This is a genomic window from Pseudomonas sp. Seg1, assembly GCF_018326005.1.
Classification (GTDB): Bacteria; Pseudomonadota; Gammaproteobacteria; order Pseudomonadales; family Pseudomonadaceae; genus Aquipseudomonas.
In genome coordinates this window covers 1684507-1706064 of the sequence record NZ_AP021903.1, presented here as the reverse complement: position 1 = coordinate 1706064, position 21558 = coordinate 1684507, and the positions used below count along the sequence as shown (strand labels likewise).

Below are 21558 nucleotides of genomic sequence, written 5' to 3'. Positions count from 1 at the left end.
CTAACGGTAATACACAGCGTCTTAAATGCTCTAATTGCCCATCGCGTCTTACAGAAGAATCGTTTCTCTCATGGATTTCAAACAGCTCTGGCTCAAAGCCCAGGACCTCTGGGGCACCCTCGAACAGCATCCGTTCCTGCAGGCCGGCCTCGCCTTGACCCTGCTGCTGGTGATCGCGCTGGTACTCGGACGAGTGGCGCGTTATCTGATCCTGCACGCCAGTCGCATGCTCGGTCGCCAGCCGTCCCTGCACTGGATCAACGACTTTCGCCACAACAAGGTGTTTCAGCGCCTGGCGCAGATGACGCCGTCGCTGGTGATCCAGTTCGGCCTGCACCTGGTGCCCGAACTGAGCAAAACCGCGATGACGTTCCTTGGCAACGTCGCGCTGTCGTTCACCATTCTGTTCCTGCTGCTGTCGATCAGCGCCCTGCTCAATGCCTTGCTCGACATCTACGCGCGCACCGAACACGCCCGTACCCGCTCGATCAAAGGCTACGTGCAACTGGCAAAAATGGTCTTGTACGTGTTTGGCGCGATCATCATCGTCGCCACGCTGATCGACCGCTCGCCGCTGTTGCTGCTGTCCGGTCTTGGCGCGATGTCGGCGGTGATTCTGTTGGTCTACAAGGACACTCTGCTGTCGTTCGTTGCCAGCGTGCAACTGACCAGCAACGACATGCTGCGGGTCGGCGACTGGATCGAGATGCCGCAAGTCGGCGCCGATGGTGACGTGGTCGACATCACGTTGCACACGGTCAAGGTGCAGAACTTCGACAAGACCATCGTCTCGATCCCGACCTGGCGGCTGATGTCCGAGTCGTTCAGAAACTGGCGCGGCATGCAGCAGTCCGGCGGGCGACGGATCAAGCGCAGCCTGTTCATCGACGCCAGCGGCGTGCGTTTCATTCGCGATGATGAAGAAGAAAAGCTCTCCCAGGTGCACCTGCTGACCGGCTACATGAGCCGCAAGAAAGCCGAACTCAAGGCGTGGAACGAGGCGCAGGGCAACGTCGCAGCAATGTCGGCCAACCGTCGGCGCATGACCAACATCGGCACCTTTCGCGCTTATGCGCTGGCGTATCTGAAGAGTCATGTCGAGGTTCAGCCGAACATGACCTGCATGGTCCGGCAGATGCAGACCACGGCGCAGGGCATTCCGCTGGAAATCTACTGCTTCACGACGACCACGGTGTGGGCCGATTACGAGCGGATTCAGGGGGATATTTTCGATTATCTGCTGGCGGTGCTGCCGGAGTTTGGTTTGAGCCTGTATCAGCAGCCGAGTGGTGGGGATTTGCGTACCGGGTTGCTGCCGGCGGTGTTGGGCGCAAGCCACATTCCCGAACCTGAAAAACATCTGATGTAACTTCACCGATCAAAACTGTAGGAGTGAGCCTGCTCGCGATGGCGGTGTGTCAGACAAATCAATATTGACTGACACACCGCCATCGCGAGCAGGCTCACTCCTACAGGGGATTATGAGGTGGCCGCAGATTTGCGGATACCCAACCGGCTGATCCACACCGCTGCCAGAATCACACTCCCGCCGAGGAACAACCGCCCCAGTTCCTCATGCTGATTCCAGATCAGCAGGTTAAGCAAAAGCCCCACCGGCACGTGCAGGTTGTTCATCACCGCCAGCGTGCCGCCGTTGACCATGCACGCGCCTTTGTTCCACCAGTACAAACCGAGCGCGGTCGAGACCAGGCCGAGGAACAGCAGCACGCCCCATTGCAACGGCGCTTCCGGCAGGAAGTTGGCCTTGCCGAACATCAGGAATGCAGGCAAGACCACCGCCAATGCACCGAGGTAGAAGAAGCCGAAGCGCCGGTAATGCGGCAGATCGCTCGGGTGTTTCGCCACCAGATGCTTGTACATCACCTGCCCTGCCGCGTAGGTGAAGTTGGCCAGTTGCAGCAGCAGGAAACCCATAAAGAAGTCCGGATTGATGCTATCGAAGCGAATTACCGCCGCGCCGCCCACCGCCACCAGCGCCGCAATCAGCGCCCACGGATTGAAGCGGCGGTTCAGCGCGTCTTCGATCAGCGTCACATGCAGCGGCGTGAGGATGGTGAACAGCAAAACCTCAGGCACCGTCAGCACGCGGAAGCTCAGATACAGGCAGACGTAGGTCACGCCGAACTGCAACGCGCCGATCAGCAGCATGCCGCGCATGAACGCCGGTTCCACCGAGCGCCAGCGCGTCAGCGGGATGAACACCAGCCCGGCCAGCACCACACGCACCAGCACCGCGAAGTAACTGTCGACATGCCCGGCCAGGTATTCGCCGATCAGGCTGAAGGAAAACGCCTGGATCAGCGTGACAAAAAGTAGATAGCCCATGGTCGCCTCTGTTTCGAATGGCGGCGACGATAGCGGGTTTTGCGCCAGACCGCGAACCCTCAAACAACACAAATCCCCTGTGGGAGCGAGCTTGCCCGCGATGAGGGTGTGTCAGGCAATTTGATGTGTCTGAATGACCGCCATCGCGAGCAGGCTCACTCCTACAGGGGTTCTACGTCGTTCACTGAATCGTGGACAAAAAAAAGCCCGATCTCGCTAAGGCGTTCAATCGGGCTACAGCACTCAGGAGCAACAAGTGCAAAGGGAGGTTCGATGCGCGTAGAGCCTTGAAGGGGTTGCGCCAGGTCACTAAAACAATCGGCGATTATCTGGCGATTAACATATCAAGCGACCTGGGACAGCTTGGCGTTGGCCTGATTCAAGCCTTTCTCCTGAAAGTCGCCGCCAAGGTTCATGCCTTCGGCGTGAATGAAGGTCACGTCGTGGATGCCGATGAAACCCATGACCTGACGCAGGTACGGTTCCTGGTGATCAGCCGGGCCACCGGCGTAGATGCCGCCCCGTGCGGTGAGCACATAGGCACGTTTGCCGCTGAGCAAGCCTTGCGGACCGGTTTCGGTGTACTTGAAGGTCACGCCGGCACGCAATACGTGGTCAAGCCAGGCCTTGAGGGTGCTCGGGATCGCGAAGTTGTACATCGGCGCGGCCATGACCAGTACGTCGGCGGCCAGCAATTCATCAGTCAATTCGTTGGAGCGGTCGAGCGAGGATTGTTCGTTGGCGTTGCGCTGTTCGGCGGGTTTCATCCAGCCGCCCAGCAAATTGATGTCCAGGTGTGGCACCGGCTTCACGGCGAGGTCACGTACGGTGATCTGATCGGCAGGGTGCGCGGCTTTCCACTGACTGATGAAGGTCTGGGTCAGTTGACGGGATACCGAGTCTTGCTGGCGGGCGCTGCTTTCGATGATCAGAACGCGGGACATGTTGTGTAGCCTCCATCCGAGAATGTTGTAGGTCGATGGAGTGAAGGTTAAACAGAGTCGAATCGATGAAAAAGCGCAAATAATTGCTATAAAGCATCGATAATTTCGTTTATAAGCTGACCATACCTTTAGGAGTGAGCCGGCTCCGGGCGGCGTTCCGACGATAGCGGTGTATCAGTCAATATCGATGTAGCTGACACACCGCTATCGCGAGCAGGCTCACTCCTACAAGAGATCGACTGTTATTTCGGGGTGCAGGTCAGGTTGATGCGCAGCTTGATGATCTCTCGGGTGAACTTGGCCGTGGCGTTTTTATGTTTGCCGGCAGGCACATCGATGGTGCGGGTGCGCGGCGCCTCCGGGCCATTGTTGAACACCGCTTTGCAGGTCGCATCGACATCACCGTAGTTGCTCACTCGTATGGAGCCGATGTCGTTGTCCGTATCGAAGGACTCGTAATCGATCTTCATGCCGTTGAGGTTTTTCTGCACATCGATCGGATACGCAAACGCCGTCAGCGGCAGCAGCGCCAGCAACACACAACAGAATTTTTTCATTCGGCAGTCTCCATGAGGGACCGCCAGCTTAGGACAAGAGGAGCTATTGATGAAAGCGCCCCGCGTGACCCTTGATCAATGGCGAACATTGCAGGCCGTGGTCGACCACGGCGGCTTTGCGCAGGCCGCCGAGGCCCTGCACCGTTCGCAATCGTCGGTGAGCTACACCGTCGCCCGCATGCAGGATCAGCTTGGCGTGCCGTTGCTGCGCATCGACGGGCGTAAAGCGGTGCTCACCGAAGCCGGCGGCGTGTTGCTGCGCCGCTCGCGGCAACTGGTGAAACAGGCCAGCCAACTGGAAGACCTCGCCCACCATATGGAACAAGGCTGGGAGGCCGAAGTGCGGCTGGTGGTCGACGCGGCTTACCCGAGCGCACGCATCGTCCGCGCGTTGACCGCGTTCATGCCGCAGAGCCGTGGCTGCCGCGTGCGTCTGCGCGAGGAAGTATTGTCCGGCGTTGAGGAAGTGCTGCTCGAAGGCGTGGCCGATCTGGCCATCACCGGCATGGGCATCCCCGGCTACCTCGGCGCGGAATTGAGCGACGTCGAGTTTATCGCCGTGGCCCATCCCGACCATGCCCTGCATCGGCTCAATCGCGAGCTGAGCTTCCAGGACCTGGAAACCCAAATGCAGGTGGTGATCCGCGACTCCGGCCGCCAACAACCACGGGACGTCGGCTGGCTCGGCGCCGAGCAGCGCTGGACCGTCGGCAGCCTCGCCACCGCCGCGACGTTTGTCAGCAGTGGCCTGGGTTTCGCCTGGCTGCCACGACACATGATCGAACGCGAATTGAAAGAAGGCACGCTCAAGCTGCTACCGTTGGATCAGGGCGGCAGCCGCAACCCGAGTTTCTACCTGTATTCAAACAAGGACAAACCGCTGGGCCCGGCCACGCAAATCCTTATCGAACTGCTGCGTACCTTCGACACTTTGCCGCTGGACGCACCGTTCGCCGCCCCCGAACAAGCCTGACACGGAGTTCACCGATGGCGTATTTCGAGCATGAAGGTTGCAACCTGCACTACGAGGAATATGGCCACGGCACACCGTTGCTACTGGTTCACGGGCTCGGTTCAAGCACGCTGGACTGGGAAATGCAGATCCCGGCGCTGGCCGCCCACTACCGGGTGATCGTCCCTGACGTGCGCGGCCACGGCCGCTCCGACAAGCCCCGCGAGCGCTACAGCATCGCTGGTTTCAGCGCCGACATGCTGGCGCTGATCGAGCACTTGAACCTCGGCCCGGTGCACTACGTCGGGCTGTCGATGGGCGGCATGATCGGCTTCCAGTTCGGCGTCGATCAGCCGCAACTGCTCAAAAGCCTGACCATCGTCAACAGTGCGCCTGAGGTGAAACTGCGCAGCCGCGACGACTACTGGCAGTGGTTCAAGCGCTGGAGCCTGATGCGCGTGCTGAGCCTGGCGACCATCGGCAAAGCCCTCGGCGGCAAACTTTTCCCGAAACCCGAACAGGCCGATCTGCGGCAGAAAATGGCCGAACGCTGGGCAAAAAACGACAAACGTGCTTATCTCGCCAGCTTCGATGCGATTGTGGGCTGGGGGGTTCAGGAACGACTTTCCCGAGTGACCTGTCCAACCCTCATCGTCAGCGCCGACCGTGACTACACACCGGTGGCACTGAAAGAAACCTATGTAAAACTGCTGCCCGATGCGCGGCTGGTGGTGATCGCCGATTCACGCCACGCCACCCCGCTCGATCAACCCGAACGTTTCAATCAAACGCTGCTGGAGTTTCTCGCCGCAGCCGATATTCAATCTCAGGATCACTGACCCATGCTGAAAAAACTCGCCCTCGCCGCCGGTACCGTGCTGTTCGCTGCCAACCTGATGGCGGCCACGCCAGCCAAGGCACCACACGTGCTGCTGGACACCACCAACGGCCAGATCGAAATCGAGCTGGACCCGGTCAAGGCGCCGATCAGTACCAAAAACTTTCTCGATTACGTCAACAGCGGCTTTTACACCAACACGATTTTCCACCGTGTGATCCCGGGTTTCATGGCTCAGGGTGGCGGTTTCACCCCGCAGATGCAGCAGAAAGACACCAAGGCACCGATCAAGAACGAAGCCAGCAACGGCCTGCATAACGTTCGCGGCACCTTGTCGATGGCGCGCACCTCCAACCCTGACTCGGCCACCAGCCAGTTCTTCATCAACGTGGCTGACAATGCTTTCCTCGATCCGGGTCGTGATGCCGGTTACGCGGTGTTCGCCAAAGTGGTCAAGGGCATGGACGTGGTCGACATCATCGTCAACTCGCAGACCACCACCAAAAGCGGCATGCAAAACGTGCCAGTCGACCCTGTGATCATCAAGTCGGCCAAAGTCATCGACTAAGCTCTGCAGGGCGTATCGAGCGGCGCTGGCCTGATCCCGCGCCGCTCACACCGATAAAAGGAGAGCCCGTGCTCCGGGCGGTTATCTGATGCTCTATCGCCGTTTCGAACAACTGATCGACATTTTTCGTGAAGCCCCGACGGCGTCTCCGCCGGACCGCGTTCTCCCCTTCTACACCTATTACCTGAAGCAGGTCTGGCCAAGTTTTGCCGCCCTGCTCGTCGTCGGCCTGTTCGCCGCGCTGATCGAAGTGGCGCTGTTCAGTTACCTGAGCCGCATCATCGACCTGGCCCAAGGCACACCGAACCCGAATTTCTTCAGCGACCACGCCCTCGAACTGACGTGGATGCTGGTGGTTGCGCTGGTGCTGCGGCCGATCTTCTTTGGCCTGCACGACCTGTTGGTACATCAGACCCTGAGCCCGGGCATGACCAGCATGATCCGCTGGCAGAACCACAGTTACGTGCTCAAGCAGAGCCTGAATTTCTTCCAGAACGACTTCGCCGGACGCATCGCCCAACGCATCATGCAGACCGGCAACTCGCTGCGTGACTCGGCGGTGCAAGCGGTGGATGCGCTGTGGCATGTGGTGATCTACGCGATCAGTTCGCTGGTGTTGTTCGCCGAGGCCGACTGGCGCCTGATAATCCCGTTGCTGACGTGGATCGCCGCGTACATCGGCGCGTTGTATTACTTCGTGCCACGGGTGAAGGATCGCTCGGTGGAAGCCTCTGACGCGCGCTCGAAACTGATGGGCCGGATCGTCGATGGCTACACCAACATCGCCACGCTGAAGCTGTTCGCCCACACCAATTTCGAACAGCACTACGCCAAGGAAGCCATCGAAGAACAAACGGTCAAGGCGCAAATGGCCGGCCGCGTGGTCACCAGCATGGACGTGGCGATCACCGCCATGAACGGCTTGTTGATCGTCGGCACCACTGCGCTGGCGCTGTGGTTGTGGACGCAATCGCTGATCAGCGTCGGCGCCATCGCCCTGGCCACCGGCCTGGTGATCCGTATCGTCAACATGTCCGGCTGGATCATGTGGGTGGTCACCGGCATTTTCGAGAACATCGGTATGGTGCAGGACGGTCTGCGGACCATCTCGCAACCGGTCAGCGTCACTGATCACGAACAGGCCAAACCGCTGGATGTGGCCCGTGGCGAAGTGCGTTTCGAGCACGTGGATTTTCACTACGGCAAGAAGAAAGGCATCATCGGCGACCTCAACCTGACCATCAAACCGGGCGAAAAAATCGGCCTGATCGGGCCGTCCGGCGCCGGCAAATCGACCTTGGTCAACCTGCTGTTGCGCCTGTACGACGTCGAAGGCGGGCGCATTGTGATCGATGGGCAGAATATCGCCGAAGTCGGCCAGGAGAGCCTGCGCGCGCGCATCGGCATGATCACTCAGGACACTTCGCTGTTGCACCGTTCGATCCGCGACAATTTGCTCTACGGCAAACCCGACGCAACGGATGCAGAGCTTTGGGACGCGGTGCACAAGGCCCGTGCCGATGAGTTCATTCCATTGCTGTCGGACGCTGAAGGCCGTACCGGTTTCGATGCGCACGTTGGCGAACGCGGAGTGAAGTTGTCCGGCGGCCAGCGTCAGCGCATCGCGATTGCCCGCGTGCTGCTCAAGGACGCGCCGATCCTGATCATGGACGAAGCGACCTCGGCACTGGACTCGGAGGTCGAAGCGGCGATTCAGGAAAGCCTGGAAACCCTGATGCAGGGCAAAACCGTGATCGCGATTGCCCACCGCCTCTCGACCATCGCGCGCATGGATCGGCTGGTGGTGCTGGAAAACGGCAAGATTGCCGAAAGCGGCACCCATGCCGAGTTGCTGGCCCACCGTGGGCTGTATGCGCGGCTGTGGGCACACCAGACCGGGGGGTTTGTCGGGATCGATTGATCTTCTCATGATCGTTCCCCCGCTCCGCGTGGGAATGCAGCCCGTGACGCTCCGCGTCACTGGACGCAGAGCGTCCCTTGAGGCGTTACCACGCAGAGCGTGGGAACGATCATCACAGGGGATTCGCCGAATCCCGACTGGATAAAACCGCCACAGCCCGCCAACCACGGGCGCTGGCGGTTTTTTATCGGCTGCTGGAAATCCATCCAAACCCTGCTGTACTCAGCCAAGGCTCCAGCACGGAGCCTGTCGTAAGTCTGCAGGGATGCACAACTCGATGCGGTCTCGATAGCACGTCTATCAAGGACTCTCTCATGTCTCTGTTCAAACGTTCAGTTACTGAGTTGCTGGGTACATTCTGGTTGGTATTGGGAGGTTGCGGCAGCGCCGTGATCGCCGCTTCATCACCTTTGGGAATCGGGGTGCTGGGGGTCGCCCTGGCGTTTGGTCTGACGGTACTGACCATGGCGTTCGCCATTGGCCACATCAGCGGATGCCACCTCAACCCGGCGGTCTCGGTCGGGCTGGTGGTCGGCGGTCGGTTTCCGGCCAAAGAACTGCCTGCTTACATCATTGCCCAGGTACTCGGGGCGATTCTCGCGGCAGCGCTGATCGCGCACATCGCCAGCGGCAAGGAAGGCTTCGACATCGCCGCCGGTCTGGCCTCCAACGGTTATGGCGAACACTCCCCCGGCAAGTATTCGATGGCCGCAGGCTTCGTCACGGAACTGGTGATGACCGCGATGTTCGTGATCATCATTCTCGGCGCCACCGATAGACGCGCTCCGGCGGGGCTGGCCCCGATTGCCATCGGTCTGGCCCTGACGCTCATTCACCTGATCTCGATTCCTGTGACCAACACCTCGGTCAACCCGGCCCGCAGCACCGGCCCGGCGCTGATTGTCGGCGGCTGGGCGATCGCGCAGTTGTGGATGTTCTGGGTCGCGCCGCTGATTGGCGCGGTAGTCGGTGGCGGGATCTATCGCTGGTTGGGTAAAGAGGAGTCCTGAAGACACGGAAATCCCTTTGTAGGAGTGAGCCTGCTCGCGATAGCGGTCCGCCTGACAGTGATGAGGTGACTGAAAGACCGCCATCGCGAGCAGGCTCACTCCTACAAGGATCTATGTTTGGCGGTAGGGCAAGGCTGCTCTGGCCTCTTCGGCATAGGCCAGCACGCCAGCGCGTTCCTGGTGCAGGAAATCCTTCACCGCCGCTTTCAAACCCGGATGGCGCAGGTAGTGCCACGAATGGGTGATCACCGGTTCAAAACCGCGAATCAACTTGTGCTCGCCCTGAGCGCCGGCGTCGAAACGCTGAAAACCGTTGGCGATCGCGTAGTCCATGCCTTGATAAAAACAGGTCTCGAAGTGCAGTCGATCAAACTCGGCGAGACAACCCCAGTAACGCCCGTAGAAGCTGTCGCCCCCCACCAGACTGAAGGCCATCGCGACCGGCCGTGAGCCCTGTCTGGCCAGCACCACACGGATCGCCTCGGGCATGCGTTCGGCCAGCAAACTGAAAAACTCCCGGGTCAGGTAAGGCGTTTGTCGCCGCACCGCGTAGGTGTTGGCGTAGCAGGCGTAGACGAAATCCCATTGCGCTTCGTCCAGTTCACGCCCCTCAAGCCATTCAAATTCAAAGCCCTGCCCCGCCACCTGCTCACGCTCTTTGCGCATTTGCTTGCGCTTGCGCGAACTGAGCACGTCGAGAAAATCCTGGAAGTCGCGATATCCGCGATTTTGCCAGTGGTACTGACAGCCGATGCGCTGCAGCCAGCCCGGCTGCTCGGCCATTGCGGCATCGGTAAACGGATCGGTGAAATTGATGTGCGCGCTGGAGAGCCCTTCGATTTCCAGATAACCCGGCAGGCTCTTGAGCAACTCGAAACCGTCCTCGACGTTGGCGGCCAACAGCCGCGGCCCGCTGACCGGACTGAACGGCACCGCCGTCAACAGCTTGGGGTAGTAATCGATTCCGGCACGCGCGCAGGCATCGGCCCAGCCATGATCGAACACATACTCGCCATAGGAATGCCATTTGCGATAACTGGGCAACGCCGCGATCAATCGCCCGTCTTCGATGTGCAGCAAATGCTCGGGCTGCCAACCGGTGTGGGGGCCCACGCTACCGCTGTCTTCCAGAGCGCTGAGAAAGGCGTGACGCAGAAATGGCTGAGTGTCGGGCACCAGCGCGTCCCACATCGCCGGAGCGATTTCAGACAGGTTTTGCAGGCATTGCAACGGCATCGACAAGCTCTCCACAACTGGGTTTCAGCGCCCGGCGAGTATCGCCGATTGCGTTGCATTGCACACCCGCAATCGGCCGACAGCGCTCTAGATCAATAGTTCACGACAAATGCGCATCGTCATCAACCTGCCATCACCGTGCCACTGCTCTGTCATAAACCATCGCGATACTGGCGCCTGTTTTTAGAGCGCCGGGTTCTACCCGGACACTGTTTTCCGACCTTCAACCGTCGGTTGTGCCCAGGATGGTTCAGCCATCCCTCTCATCTTCGGAGATTGCTATGCGTCTTGCTTCCACGAAAACTGCGGCGGCCCTGTGCGGTGGCCTGTTGCTGGCCATGAGTGTTCCGGCCAGTGCTGCAGTCGACGCCAAACTGCTCGACATGCTCAAGGCTAACGGTTCGATTTCCCAGGCGCAGTACATTGAACTGCAAACTGAACTGGCCAAGGATCAGAAGGCTCAGCAAATCGCGCAGCAGGCGCAGCAAGAGACCAACGAACAAGTCGCGGCTGTCGCGAAGAAGACCAATGAACAAAGTGCCTTCGACCAGAAACTGGCCTGGGCCGCCAAGACCCAGTTCAAGGGCGATGTGCGTTTCCGTCAGGAAACCATCAAGATCGACGGCGAACCGAACAACGGTGGCCGCGACAAGGACCGTCAGCGTATCCGTGCCCGCCTCGGTGCCTACACCGAGATCAACCCGCAAGTCGACACCGGCATCCGTATCGCCACCGGCGGCGGCGATGATGCCCGTTCGACCAACCAGGACCAGGACAACTACTTCGACAAGAAGCAGATCTGGCTCGACCTCGGTTACATCGACTACCACCCTGATCAGATCAAGAACCTGCACATCATCGGCGGCAAGATGCTGCAACCGTGGGTCAGCATGGGCGACGTGATCTGGGACAGCGACATCAACCCGGAAGGTCTGGCCGTTACCTACAAATACCCGCTGGGCAGCAGCGCCGAACTGTTCGGCAGCCTGGGTAACTACAACCTCAAGGACAACGTCGATGGCGATGGCGTGCAATTCCGTCACGACCTGCGTCTGACTTCCGGTCAGTTGGGTAGCCGCTTCAGCATCACCGACAACCTGAAAGTGACTTTGGGCGGCAGCATCTACGCCTACCAGAATGATGAAGACAGCCGTTGCACCGGCACTTCCACGCCGTGCGCCCTGGCGGTCAACGGCAACTCGGCCAACAACGAATTCCGTCTGTATGAAGGGTTCAGCCAGGTCGACATCGGTGGTTTGCCGATGCCATTGTCTTTCTACGGCCAATACGTGAAGAACAACGATGCGGTGACCGATCAAGACACCGCGTGGCTGTTGGGTGCCAAGTCGAAAGTCTTCGGCCTGAACCTCGATTACAACTATCGTGACGTGCAGCGCAACGCCGTGGTCGGCGCCTTCACCGACTCCGACTTCGCCAACGGCACCACTGGTTCGCGCGGTCACAAGTTCAAGGTCGGTTACGACATCGACAAGAACTTCGCCATCGGCGCTACCTACTTCCTGACCAAGGCTGACTTCGCCAGCCGTACCCAGCGTGACGCAGACGCCAACACCCTGCAGCTGGATGCGGAAGCCAAGTTCTAAAACGCGTCACCCTGTAGTCTGGCGCGGGTGGGGCGATCCCCATCATCCGTTCGTTTCACCCACGCCGGGCTATTTTTGCAGTATGCAAAAGCCCTCCTACAGGGGCTTGTCTTTTCGGCGCTGTTCAGCCAGGCGCTGAGCCAAGGCATCCACACCCTCTTGCGCTTTTTCCGGCATCGCCTTCAGCGTGGCTTGCATCAAACGCATCTGACGAATGAAACGCCGGCAGTTCGGGCAAAACATCAGGTGATGGCGCACCATCAGGTTTTCCCGAAAACTCAGTTCGCCATCGAGATAATCGCTGGAACGCGCCACTTGCTCCTTGCAGGTCAACATTCTCCTGTCTCCTCAAAATGCTCCACGGTCGCAAAGACCTTCAAACGTGCCCGATGCAGCAGCACGCGGACATTGGAGAGCGAGATCTCCAGAAGATTACAGATCTCTTCCAGCTCCAGACCCTGACGTTCGCGCAGCAGCAACACACTGCTTTGCAGTTCCGACAGGCTCAACAGCGTGTGCTCCAGGCATTCGCGCAGTTCGCCTTCGGTCAGCAGCGCTTCGGGGGTGTCCTGGTGCCAGGCAAATGGTGCGACCAGCCAATGGCCGTCGCCGGGCGAGAAACGGTCGTCGTCAATGGTGCCGTGGGGTGACGGCAGGTCATCCATCAGCACTTCGCGGCGATTGAGTTTGTAACGACTCTTGGCCGAGTTGGCGGTGATGGTCAGCAACCAGGTCTTGAGACTGGAGCGGCCCTCGAAGCTGCCGATATGGCGAACCACCGACAGCCAGGCATCCTGCACCACTTCTTCGACGTGACGCTGGCCAACAATCGCATACGCGACAGCGCGCATCGCGCTCTGATACGTCGTGACCAGTTCCTTGAAGGCCTTTTGCTCGCCTGCCAGCAAACGTGCGAGCAGTAGGGTGTCGTCAGCCGCCATCCATCAATCTCCTTGTTCCGACGTCGAAAATGACTGCGGCAGGATTCGCCAAAAGCGTCTCCTGCCGCGATTTCCGAAAACTACAGCGTTGCAGCCGATTCGGATGTAGGAAAGATCAGCGCGATTAAGCGGAAATTAAACCGCTTTTCAACGCTTGCGCAGAATCACACTGCCGATCGAGTAACCCGCACCGAACGAACTCAGCACCGCCAGCGAACCGCTCGCCAGATCATCCTGATACTTGTGGAAAGCAATCACAGAACCTGCGGAGCTGGTGTTGGCGTAGGTGTCGAGGATCACCGGTGCTTCTTCTTCGGTAGCCTCGCGGCCGAGCAGTTTGCGCACGATCAGGTGGTTCATGCTCAGGTTGGCCTGGTGCAGCCAGAAGCGCTTGACGTCGCCGACGTTGAGCTTGTTCTCCTCCAGATGTGCAGCGATCAGTTCGGCGACCATCGGGCAGACATCCTTGAACACCTTGCGACCTTCCTGCACGAACAGCTTGTCGCGGGCGCCGATGCCCTCTTCCGCCGCGCGGTTGAGGAAACCGAAATTGTTGCGGATGTTGTTGGAGAACTTGGTCAGCAGTTTGGTGCTGACCACATCGAACTGGTGTTTGGAGGTCGCGGTGTCTGCGCGCTCGATGATCACCGCAGTCGCGGCGTCGCCGAAGATGAAATGGCTGTCGCGGTCACGGAAGTTCAGGTGACCGGTGCAGACTTCCGGGTTGACCATCAGGATTGCCCGGGCCTGGCCCAGTTGCACGGTGTTGGCGGCTTGCTGGATACCGAAAGTGGCCGACGAGCAGGCGACGTTCATGTCGAAACCGAAGCCTTGAATGCCCAGCGCTTCCTGGACTTCGATGGCGATGGCCGGGTAGGCGCGCTGCAGGTTGGAGCAGGCCACAATGACGCCGTCGATGTCAGCGGCGGTTTTGCCGGCGCGCTGCAAGGCTTGTTCGGCAGCGCCGATGGCCATTTGGCAGAGTACCGACCATTCATCGTTGGAGCGCTCCGGCAGACGCGGGGCCATGCGCTGCGGGTCAAGGATGCCGTCCTTGTCCATGACAAAGCGGCTCTTGATGCCCGAGGCTTTTTCGATGAACGCGGCGCTGGATTCGGTCAGAGCCTGGATTTCGCCGCTGGCGATGGCGTCGGCGTTGTCCGCGTTGAACTGCGCGACGTAGGTATTGAAAGACTGCACCAGCTCTTCGTTGGAGATGCTGTTGGCCGGGGTGTACAGGCCGGTGCCGCTGATGACGACGTTATGCATGGTCGTTTCTCTAATCTGTTCAGGCAGAAAGTGCTGGAACCGTCGTACCAACACACAAAGGGTCTATTCCCATCAGGGGGGACGCAAACCTGGCATCGCTTTATTCCGCTCCGTGACCGCGCCAAAGGCTCTGGGTCGCGAAACCGGCGTTTATGGTCGCGAAGTTTGCCATAAACGTTGGCTTTTGGCGCCTTTCTCAAAATCAACACGGATGATCGTTCCCACGCTCCTGCGTGGGAATGCAGCCCGTGACGCTCCGCGTCACTGGACGCGGAGCGTCCCCAGAGGCGTTCTCACGCAGAGCGTGGGAACGATCAGCTTCACGGTTCGACCTGGGTCCACTGCTTGTTCAGGCGTTTGTCGGAGATCGGTACTTTCGTGCCCAACTGCTGGGCGAACAGCGAAACCCGGTATTCCTCCAGCCACCAGCGATACAGCTCAAGCTGCGGATCGCGTTTGCCTTCCTGGGCATGCTTGGCCGCGCGAGCCTGGTATTGCGCCCAGAGCCCGGCGAGTTCGCCACTCCAGACGCGATCCTTCTGTACCTGCGCGCCGAGTTTTTCGAAACGCTGCTCGACTGCCTTCAGGTAACGCGGCAGCTCTTTAAGCCACTGCATCGGCGTTTCCCGGACAAACCCCGGATAAACCAGATGGCTGATCTGCTGCTTGATGTCGTTCAACGCCACGGCTTGCGCCAGATCGATCTTGCCTTTGAAGCGTTTTTGCAGACCGTGCCAGATCTTCAGGATGTCCAGGGTCAATCGCGCCACTCGCTCGGCGTGCTCGGTCCAACTGCCGCGTTTGCGTTCGGCCAGTGCCGCCAACCCGGCGCCATCTCGCGGCAACGGGTCTTCACCCTCCAGAATGCAGCTGTCGAGGCTGGCCAGCAGAATGTCTTCGACCAGTGCATCGACCCGGCCCAACTCGCGATAGAGCAAGCCCAGTTCAGTCTGCCCCGGCAATTTGCCACGCAGGAACTTGGCCGGCTCGGCCAGTTGTTGCATCAACAGACGCTGCAACGCACGACGATGCTGGAACTCGGCTTCGGCCGGGGTCGAGAACCGCCCTTCCTTGACCGTGCCGCCCTCTTCCACCAGCGCCGGATAGACCGTCATCGACAGCCCGGCGATCTTCTGTTGAGTCTTTTCCGCCACTGGCGCAAAGACTTTGGCTTCCACCGGTTGCTGACTTTTCGCACTCTGCGGCACTGCCAACGCCGCCTGACTGGCTTCGGCAAAACGCGCGGTCAGCTCAGCGAGATCACGTCCTTCGCCGAGGAATTTGCCTTGGCCATCGACGATTTCCAGGTTCATCCGCAGATGCCCTTCGACGCCTTGCTCAGCTTCGGCCCACGCCTCATCGCTGACCCGCGCACCGGTCATGCGCAGCAGCTCACGCCCGAGCGCCTGCGGCAATGAACCGTCGGCAAAGGTCATGCGTTGCAGCGCAGCCTTGATGAAGTCCGGCACCGGCACGAAGTTCTTGCGCAGCGCCTTCGGCAGGTTGCGCACCAGCGCGATGCACTTGGCCTCGATCATTCCCGGCACCAGCCATTCCAGACGCTCCGGCGGCAGCATCGGCAGCAGCGGCGCCGGCACGCGCAGGGTTACGCCGTCACGCGGGTGGTTGGGTTCGAAGTGATAGGTCAGCGCCAGTTCCAGATCGCCAATGTGCAGCGTGTCCGGGTAATCCCGCGCGGTAACTTCACTGGCCTCGCGTGCCAGCACGTCTTCTTCGCGCATGATCAACAGCTGCGGATCTTTCTGGCTGTTGATGCGATACCAACTGTCGAACGTCGCCGTCTGATGAATCTCTGCCGGCAGCCGCGCATCGTAGAACGCGTAGAGGGTTTCTTCGTCGGCAAGAATATCGCGGCGACGAGCCTTGGCTTCCAGTTCGTCGAGCTGCTCCAGCAATCGCTGGTTGGCGCTCAGGCACTTGGCTTTCGACTGAATCTCGCCACGCACCAGACCTTCACGGATGAACAGTTCACGCGACACCACCGGATCGACCGGGCCGTAATGCACCGGCCGACGGCCGACCACGATCAGCCCGAACAGAGTGATCTGCTCGAATGCCACGACCTGACCGCGCTTCTTCTCCCAGTGCGGTTCGAAGTGGTTTTTCTTGATCAGGTGACCGGCCAACGGCTCGATCCAGTCGGCGTCGATCTTGGCGACCATGCGCGCATAAAGCTTGGTGGTTTCCACCAGCTCGGCGGTCATCAGCCATTGCGGGCGTTTCTTGCCAATGCCCGACGACGGGTGAATCCAGAAGCGCCGCTGACGGGCGCCGAGGTAATCGCCGTCTTCGGTTTTCTGGCCGATCTGGCTGAGCAAACCGACCAGCACCGCTTTGTGCAATTTCGGGTAATCGGCCGGCTCTTTGTTGAGGCTCAACTGCATGTCGCGGCAGATCAGGCTCAACTGGCGGTGGGAATCGCGCCACTCGCGCAGACGCAGGTAATTGAGGAAGTTCTTCCGGCACCAGTTGCGCAGCGGGCTCGCGGTCAGGGCCTGGCGCTGTTCTTCAAAACCGCGCCACAAATTGACCAGTCCGGCGAAGTCGGAATCAGTGTCTTTCCATTGCGCGTGGGCCTGGTCGGCAGCTTGCTGACGCTCCGGCGGACGCTCGCGCGGATCCTGAATCGACATGGCACTGGCGACGATCAGCACTTCCTGCAGGCTGCCGAGCTTCGCCGCTTCGAGCAGCATGCGGCCCATGCGCGGGTCCACTGGCAGACGCGCCAGTTGGCGGCCCAATGGCGTCAGCTGACTGTTGCGATCCACCGCCGAGAGTTCTTGCAGCAGGTTAAAACCGTCGCTGATCGCCTTGCCGTCCGGCGGCTCGATAAACGGGAACGCGGTGATTTCGCCGAGGCGCAGATGGAGCATCTGCAAGATCACGGCTGCAAGGTTGGTACGCAGAATTTCCGGATCGGTAAATTCCGGACGGCCGAGGAAATCTTCTTCGCTGTACAAACGTATGCAGATGCCCGGCTCAACCCGACCGCAACGACCCTTACGCTGGTTGGCGCTGGCCTGGGAAATTGCTTCGATCGGCAAACGCTGCACTTTGGCGCGATAGCTGTAACGGCTGATGCGCGCAGTGCCGCTGTCGATCACGTAGCGGATGCCCGGCACGGTCAACGAGGTTTCAGCAACGTTGGTCGCCAACACCACACGACGGCCCGGGTGCGACTGGAAAATCCGCTGCTGTTCGGCCGGCGACAGGCGTGCGTACAGCGGCAGAATTTCAGTGTGTTTGAGCTGGGCTTTACGCAGCATGTCCGCTGCATCGCGGATCTCGCGCTCACCGGGCAGGAACACCAGCACATCGCCAGGGCTGCGGCGTTCGCTGCGCTCATAAGCGGCGATTTCATCGAGGGTGGCGAGGATCGCCTGATCCACGGTCAGGTCGTCTTCGACGCGGTTGCCCTCTTCGTCCTGCTCAAGGGTCAGCGGGCGATACCAGGTGTCCACCGGGAAGGTGCGGCCGGAGACTTCGACAATCGGCGCATCGTCGAAGTGCTTGGAGAAGCGCTCCAGATCGATGGTCGCCGAGGTGATGATGACTTTCAGGTCCGGACGACGCGGCAGCAGGGTTTTCAGGTAACCGAGGAGGAAGTCGATGTTCAGGCTGCGTTCGTGGGCTTCGTCGACGATGATCGTGTCGTAGCGTTCCAGATACCGGTCATTCTGGGTTTCCGCGAGCAAAATGCCGTCGGTCATCAGTTTGATCAGGGTGTTGGAATCGCTCTGATCCTCGAAACGCACCTGATAGCCGACCAGCGCCCCGAGCGGCGTGGCGAGTTCTTCGGCAACGCGGCTGGCGACACTGCGGGCAGCGATCCGCCGTGGCTGGGTATGACCGATCAGGCCATGCTGGCCGCGACCGATTTCCAGACAGATTTTCGGCAACTGGGTGGTTTTGCCCGAGCCGGTTTCGCCAGCGATGATCAGCACTTGGTGCTGTTCCAGCGCTTTTTTGATTTCGTCGCGCTTGGCGGCAATCGGCAGGCTGTCGTCGTAACGAATCACCGGCAGGCTGGCGCGGCGCGCCAGCACTTGATCACATGACGCCTGCATGCGCGTCACCCACTGGGCCAGCTTGGCTTCGTCAGGTTTCTTGCGCAGCTCAAGCAACTGCCGCCGCAGCCGGTGGCGGTCGGCGAGCATGGCGTGATCGAGGTTCTTCAGCAGTTTGTCGATGGAGGGCGATTCGTCGGTCATCGGGTACGCAATTCGGTCGTCTATTTGTGCAGGGGGCGGATTGTCGCAGATTTGCGGCACTGAACACGACTGCGAGGTGCTCTTGTGGCGAGGGGATTTATCCCCGATCGGCTGCGCAGCAGTCGCCGACTGGATATCAAAGTCGATCTGGGGCGTCTGAGTTGAATGGTTTTGGGGGGCTTCGCACCCCATCGGGGATAAATCCCCTCGCCACAATGTGTTCAGGGTGAGTTATTCGTTATCCAGGCCCTTGCGCCGATACGGAAAGACGTCGATAACCTTTCCCGCCCGAATCGCCTCCTGCAACCCCTTCCAGTAATCGGCGTTATACAACTCCCCATGCAGCTGATCGAACAACTTGCGCTGCCCCGAATCGGCAAACAGAAACGGCGGAAACTCCTCAGGGAACACATCCAGCGGCCCGATCGAATACCACGGCTCCGAGGCCATTTCGTCTTCCGGCGTACGCGGTGCCGGAATGTGGCGAAAGTTGGCCTCGGTCAGAAAGCAGATCTCGTCGTAGTCATAAAACACCACACGCCCGTGCCGCGTGACGCCGAAGTTCTTCAGCAGCATGTCGCCGGGAAAGATGTTCGCCGCCGCCAGTTGCTTGATCGCCAAACCGTAGTCTTCCAGCGCCTCACGCACTTGCGCTTCGTTGGCGTTTTCCAGATACAGGTTGAGCGGCGTCATCCGCCGCTCAGTCCAGCAGTGGCGAATCAGCACGGTATCGCCCTCCACCGAGACCGTGGACGGTGCGACTTCAAGCAATTCCTCAAGGCACGCCGGATCGAACTTGCTCAGCGGAAAACGGAAATCGGCAAACTCCTGGGTATCGGCCATGCGCCCTACCCGGTCGACACTCTTCACTAGTCGGTACTTCTCGATCACCGTGGCGCGGTCGACGTTTTTTGACGGCGAAAAACGGTCCTTGATGATCTTGAACACGGTGTTGAAGCCCGGCAGGGTGAACACACTCATGACCATGCCGCGCACACCGGGAGCCATGATGAATTGGTCGTCGGTGTTGGCCAGGTGGTTGATCAGCGCCCGATAGAACTCGGACTTGCCGTGTTTGTAGAAGCCGATCGAGGTGTACAGCTCGGCGATGTGCTTGCCCGGCAGGATGCGCCGCAGGAAACCGATGAACTCCGCCGGCACCGGCACATCGACCATGAAATACGAACGAGTGAAGGAGAAGATGATCGACACATCGGCTTCGTCGGTGATCAGCGCGTCGATCTGAATCCCGCGTCCCTCGCGGTGCAGCAGCGGAATCACCAGCGGCCACTGCTCGTCGCGGGTATAGATGCGCCCGACCAGATACGCGCCTTTGTTGCGGTACAGCACCGAGGAAAACAGCTCGACGCTCAGTTCCGGGTCCTTGCACACCCAATCCGGCAGGTTCTCGCGCAGTTGCGCTTCGAGGCGGCGCAGGTCGCCCGGCAGGTCGGCGTAATCCTCACTGAAGCGGTAGTCGGCAAAAATGCTCGCGAGCATCCCCGACAACTGGCCCTGGGGTTTGTAGGTGCGGGTTTGCGCGGCCCGGGCACGCCGCAGGCTCGGGCGCGTGGTGTGGATGAACATGCAGCCGTCGCTGATCAGGTCATGGCTGAACAGCCCGCAGAAAATCGAGTTGTACCAGGTCTCGGACAGCTCATCGTCGAAACGCAGGTCGATGACGCTGATGTAGGCGCTTTTCACCAGCGGCCAGCAACTGACATTCATCAGCGCTTCGTCATCGAAATACTCGCGCAGGCGGGCGATGGTTTCGCTGACCTTTTCTTCGTAGAGGTTGATCCGCGCCGCCGATGCGGTTTGTGTCTCCTGCCAGCGCGCCTGCTCGAAACGCTCCCGGGCACCGTCGGTGATCCGGCGGAAATGCTCGCGGTAGTCGTCAAAGCCATCGAGGATCATGCGGGCGATGTCGGTGGCGGGCCATGGCTGCGGCATAGATAAGACCTCAACGTGCATTCGGAAGGCTTGAGCTTAGCCACGGAACAGACCTGAGGAGAAGTGCAATTTCTGCCAAAACTGAAGCACAGGCGTACGTCAGTGCGTTTTTTCGCCGGGCAGTGGTCGGGAAAAGTTAATTGCCCGATTGGCGGTTGCCATTGGCAAGGTGCTCGGCAACACTCTCGTCCCGATCTAGGAAGGAGACCCGTCGTGAGCCCAGTCGATATTTTCCGTATGTTGTCGCTGGCGGCCATCTGGGGCGCGAGTTTTCTGTTCATGCGCATTATTGCGCCGGTGATCGGCACGATTCCGACGGCGTTTTTCCGTGTGTCGATCGCTGCCGTCGGCCTGCTGGTGATCCTCGGGTTGATGCGCATCAGTTGGGATTTCAAAGGCAAGCTGAAAACCGTGATGTTGCTCGGGGTGATCAACTCGGGGATTCCGGCGACGCTGTATTCGGTGGCGGCCCAAGTGTTGCCGGCCGGTTACTCGGCGATTTTCAACGCCACCACGCCGCTGATGGGCGTGCTGATCGGCGGCTTGTTCTTCAGTGAAAAACTGACCGTCGCGAAATTGACCGGCGTGTTCCTCGGCCTGTTCGGCGTCGGCGTGCTTACGCGCGCAGGTCCGGTGGCCTTCGATCTGGAACTGCTGATGGGCGCCCTCGCCTGCCTGCTCGCTACCACCTGCTACGGTTTCGCTGGCTTCCTCACCCGGCGCTGGCTGGATCAAAGTGGTGGGCTCGACAGTCGACTCTCGGCGGTCGGCAGCATGCTCGGTGCTTCACTGTTTCTCCTGCCGTTGTTCGGCTACAGCGTGATCACCGCACCACCGGCAAGCTGGGGCGGCTGGAGTGTCTGGCTTTCGCTGCTGGGCCTGGGCCTGGGCTGCACGGCGTTTGCCTACATCATTTACTTCCGCCTGCTCAGTTCCATCGGCCCGGTGAAGTCAATGACCGTGACCTTCATGATTCCGGCGTTCGGCGTGTTGTGGGGTGCGTTGCTGCTCGATGAGCCGCTGTCGATGGCGCATCTGTATGGCGGGGTGTTGATTGCGCTGGCGTTGTGGCTGGTGTTGAAGCCGGCGGTGGTGAAGTCTTCTGCAGCGCCAGCCCGATGATTTTGCGGCGTTGCTGATTCAGTCTTCGCGGGCAAGCCCGCTCCCACAGTGATTGATGTCGTCCA

Annotated in this window: 17 protein-coding genes; 8 read left to right on the top strand and 9 right to left on the bottom strand. The window is 59.9% G+C overall.

Going from position 1 to position 21558, the window contains the following annotated elements; genetic code table 11:
* The first annotated feature begins 70 nt into the window (after positions 1-70).
* On the top strand, positions 71-1369 hold the full coding sequence (locus KI231_RS07595; protein WP_213027876.1) for a mechanosensitive ion channel family protein: 1299 nt from the start codon (positions 71-73) through the stop codon (positions 1367-1369).
* A 110-nt stretch (positions 1370-1479) separates the two neighbouring features.
* Here KI231_RS07595 and KI231_RS07590 read toward each other — a convergent pair whose 3' ends face one another.
* From KI231_RS07590 to KI231_RS07580, 3 genes are all read right to left on the bottom strand, one after another.
* Positions 1480-2346, bottom strand: a complete 867-nt coding sequence (locus KI231_RS07590) for a carboxylate/amino acid/amine transporter (protein ID WP_213027875.1) — start codon at positions 2344-2346, stop codon at positions 1480-1482.
* A gap of 344 nt (positions 2347-2690) precedes the next feature.
* Positions 2691-3290: an FMN-dependent NADH-azoreductase gene (locus tag KI231_RS07585; protein WP_213027874.1), complete on the bottom strand. Its 600-nt coding sequence runs from the start codon at positions 3288-3290 to the stop codon at positions 2691-2693.
* Positions 3291-3532: 242 nt separating this feature from the next.
* A complete protein-coding gene (locus KI231_RS07580) occupies positions 3533-3847 on the bottom strand; it encodes a 3-phosphoglycerate kinase (RefSeq protein WP_103306175.1) in 315 nt (104 codons plus the stop codon).
* A gap of 49 nt (positions 3848-3896) precedes the next feature.
* Between KI231_RS07580 and KI231_RS07575 the strand changes: the two genes are divergently transcribed.
* The 5 genes from KI231_RS07575 to aqpZ all read left to right on the top strand — a co-directional run bounded on the left by KI231_RS07575 (position 3897) and on the right by aqpZ (position 9136).
* Positions 3897-4820 carry a PA3225 family LysR-type transcriptional regulator gene (locus KI231_RS07575; protein ID WP_213027873.1) on the top strand — a complete coding sequence of 308 codons (924 nt, stop codon included), beginning with the start codon at positions 3897-3899 and terminating at the stop codon, positions 4818-4820.
* A 14-nt stretch (positions 4821-4834) separates the two neighbouring features.
* Positions 4835-5638 (top strand): alpha/beta fold hydrolase, encoded by an 804-nt coding sequence (locus KI231_RS07570; RefSeq protein ID WP_103306173.1) that lies wholly within the window; start codon positions 4835-4837, stop codon positions 5636-5638.
* A gap of 3 nt (positions 5639-5641) precedes the next feature.
* Positions 5642-6205: a peptidylprolyl isomerase gene (locus tag KI231_RS07565; RefSeq protein ID WP_103306172.1), complete on the top strand. Its 564-nt coding sequence runs from the start codon at positions 5642-5644 to the stop codon at positions 6203-6205.
* An 88-nt stretch (positions 6206-6293) separates the two neighbouring features.
* Positions 6294-8126 (top strand): ABC transporter ATP-binding protein, encoded by a 1833-nt coding sequence (locus KI231_RS07560; RefSeq protein ID WP_213027872.1) that lies wholly within the window; start codon positions 6294-6296, stop codon positions 8124-8126.
* A 314-nt stretch (positions 8127-8440) separates the two neighbouring features.
* Positions 8441-9136, top strand: a complete 696-nt coding sequence (gene aqpZ, locus KI231_RS07555; protein ID WP_103306170.1) for an aquaporin Z — start codon at positions 8441-8443, stop codon at positions 9134-9136.
* A 111-nt stretch (positions 9137-9247) separates the two neighbouring features.
* Here the strand turns inward: aqpZ and KI231_RS07550 are convergent, their stop codons facing one another.
* On the bottom strand, positions 9248-10372 hold the full coding sequence (locus KI231_RS07550; protein WP_213027871.1) for a GNAT family N-acetyltransferase: 1125 nt from the start codon (positions 10370-10372) through the stop codon (positions 9248-9250).
* Between the two features lie 281 nt (positions 10373-10653).
* On the opposite strand from KI231_RS07550, the gene KI231_RS07545 reads away from it, so the two are divergent.
* Positions 10654-11976: a putative porin gene (locus KI231_RS07545; protein ID WP_213027870.1), complete on the top strand. Its 1323-nt coding sequence runs from the start codon at positions 10654-10656 to the stop codon at positions 11974-11976.
* Positions 11977-12072: 96 nt separating this feature from the next.
* On the opposite strand, the gene KI231_RS07540 is transcribed toward KI231_RS07545, so the two are convergent.
* From KI231_RS07540 to aceK, 5 genes are all read right to left on the bottom strand, one after another.
* Entirely contained in the window at positions 12073-12312 is a 240-nt protein-coding gene (locus tag KI231_RS07540) for an anti-sigma factor family protein (protein WP_213027869.1), read from the bottom strand.
* The gene (locus tag KI231_RS07535; protein WP_103306166.1) at positions 12306-12917 is read right to left on the bottom strand and encodes an RNA polymerase sigma factor; all 612 of its coding nucleotides are present in this window, start codon (positions 12915-12917) and stop codon (positions 12306-12308) included. The genes KI231_RS07540 and KI231_RS07535 overlap by 7 nt, the downstream gene beginning before the upstream one ends.
* 147 nt (positions 12918-13064) lie before the next feature.
* Complete coding sequence (locus tag KI231_RS07530) at positions 13065-14186, bottom strand: beta-ketoacyl-ACP synthase III (RefSeq protein WP_213027868.1); 1122 nt, start codon at positions 14184-14186, stop codon at positions 13065-13067.
* A gap of 320 nt (positions 14187-14506) precedes the next feature.
* Positions 14507-18418, bottom strand: coding sequence for an ATP-dependent RNA helicase HrpA (gene hrpA / locus KI231_RS07525; protein WP_213027867.1), 3912 nt, complete (start codon positions 18416-18418; stop codon positions 14507-14509).
* A gap of 231 nt (positions 18419-18649) precedes the next feature.
* Positions 18650-20371, bottom strand: a complete 1722-nt coding sequence (aceK, locus tag KI231_RS07520; RefSeq protein ID WP_103306163.1) for a bifunctional isocitrate dehydrogenase kinase/phosphatase — start codon at positions 20369-20371, stop codon at positions 18650-18652.
* Positions 20372-20584: 213 nt separating this feature from the next.
* On the opposite strand from aceK, the gene KI231_RS07515 reads away from it, so the two are divergent.
* On the top strand, positions 20585-21493 hold the full coding sequence (locus tag KI231_RS07515) for a DMT family transporter (RefSeq protein WP_213027866.1): 909 nt from the start codon (positions 20585-20587) through the stop codon (positions 21491-21493).
* The last annotated feature ends 65 nt before the right edge of the window (positions 21494-21558 follow it).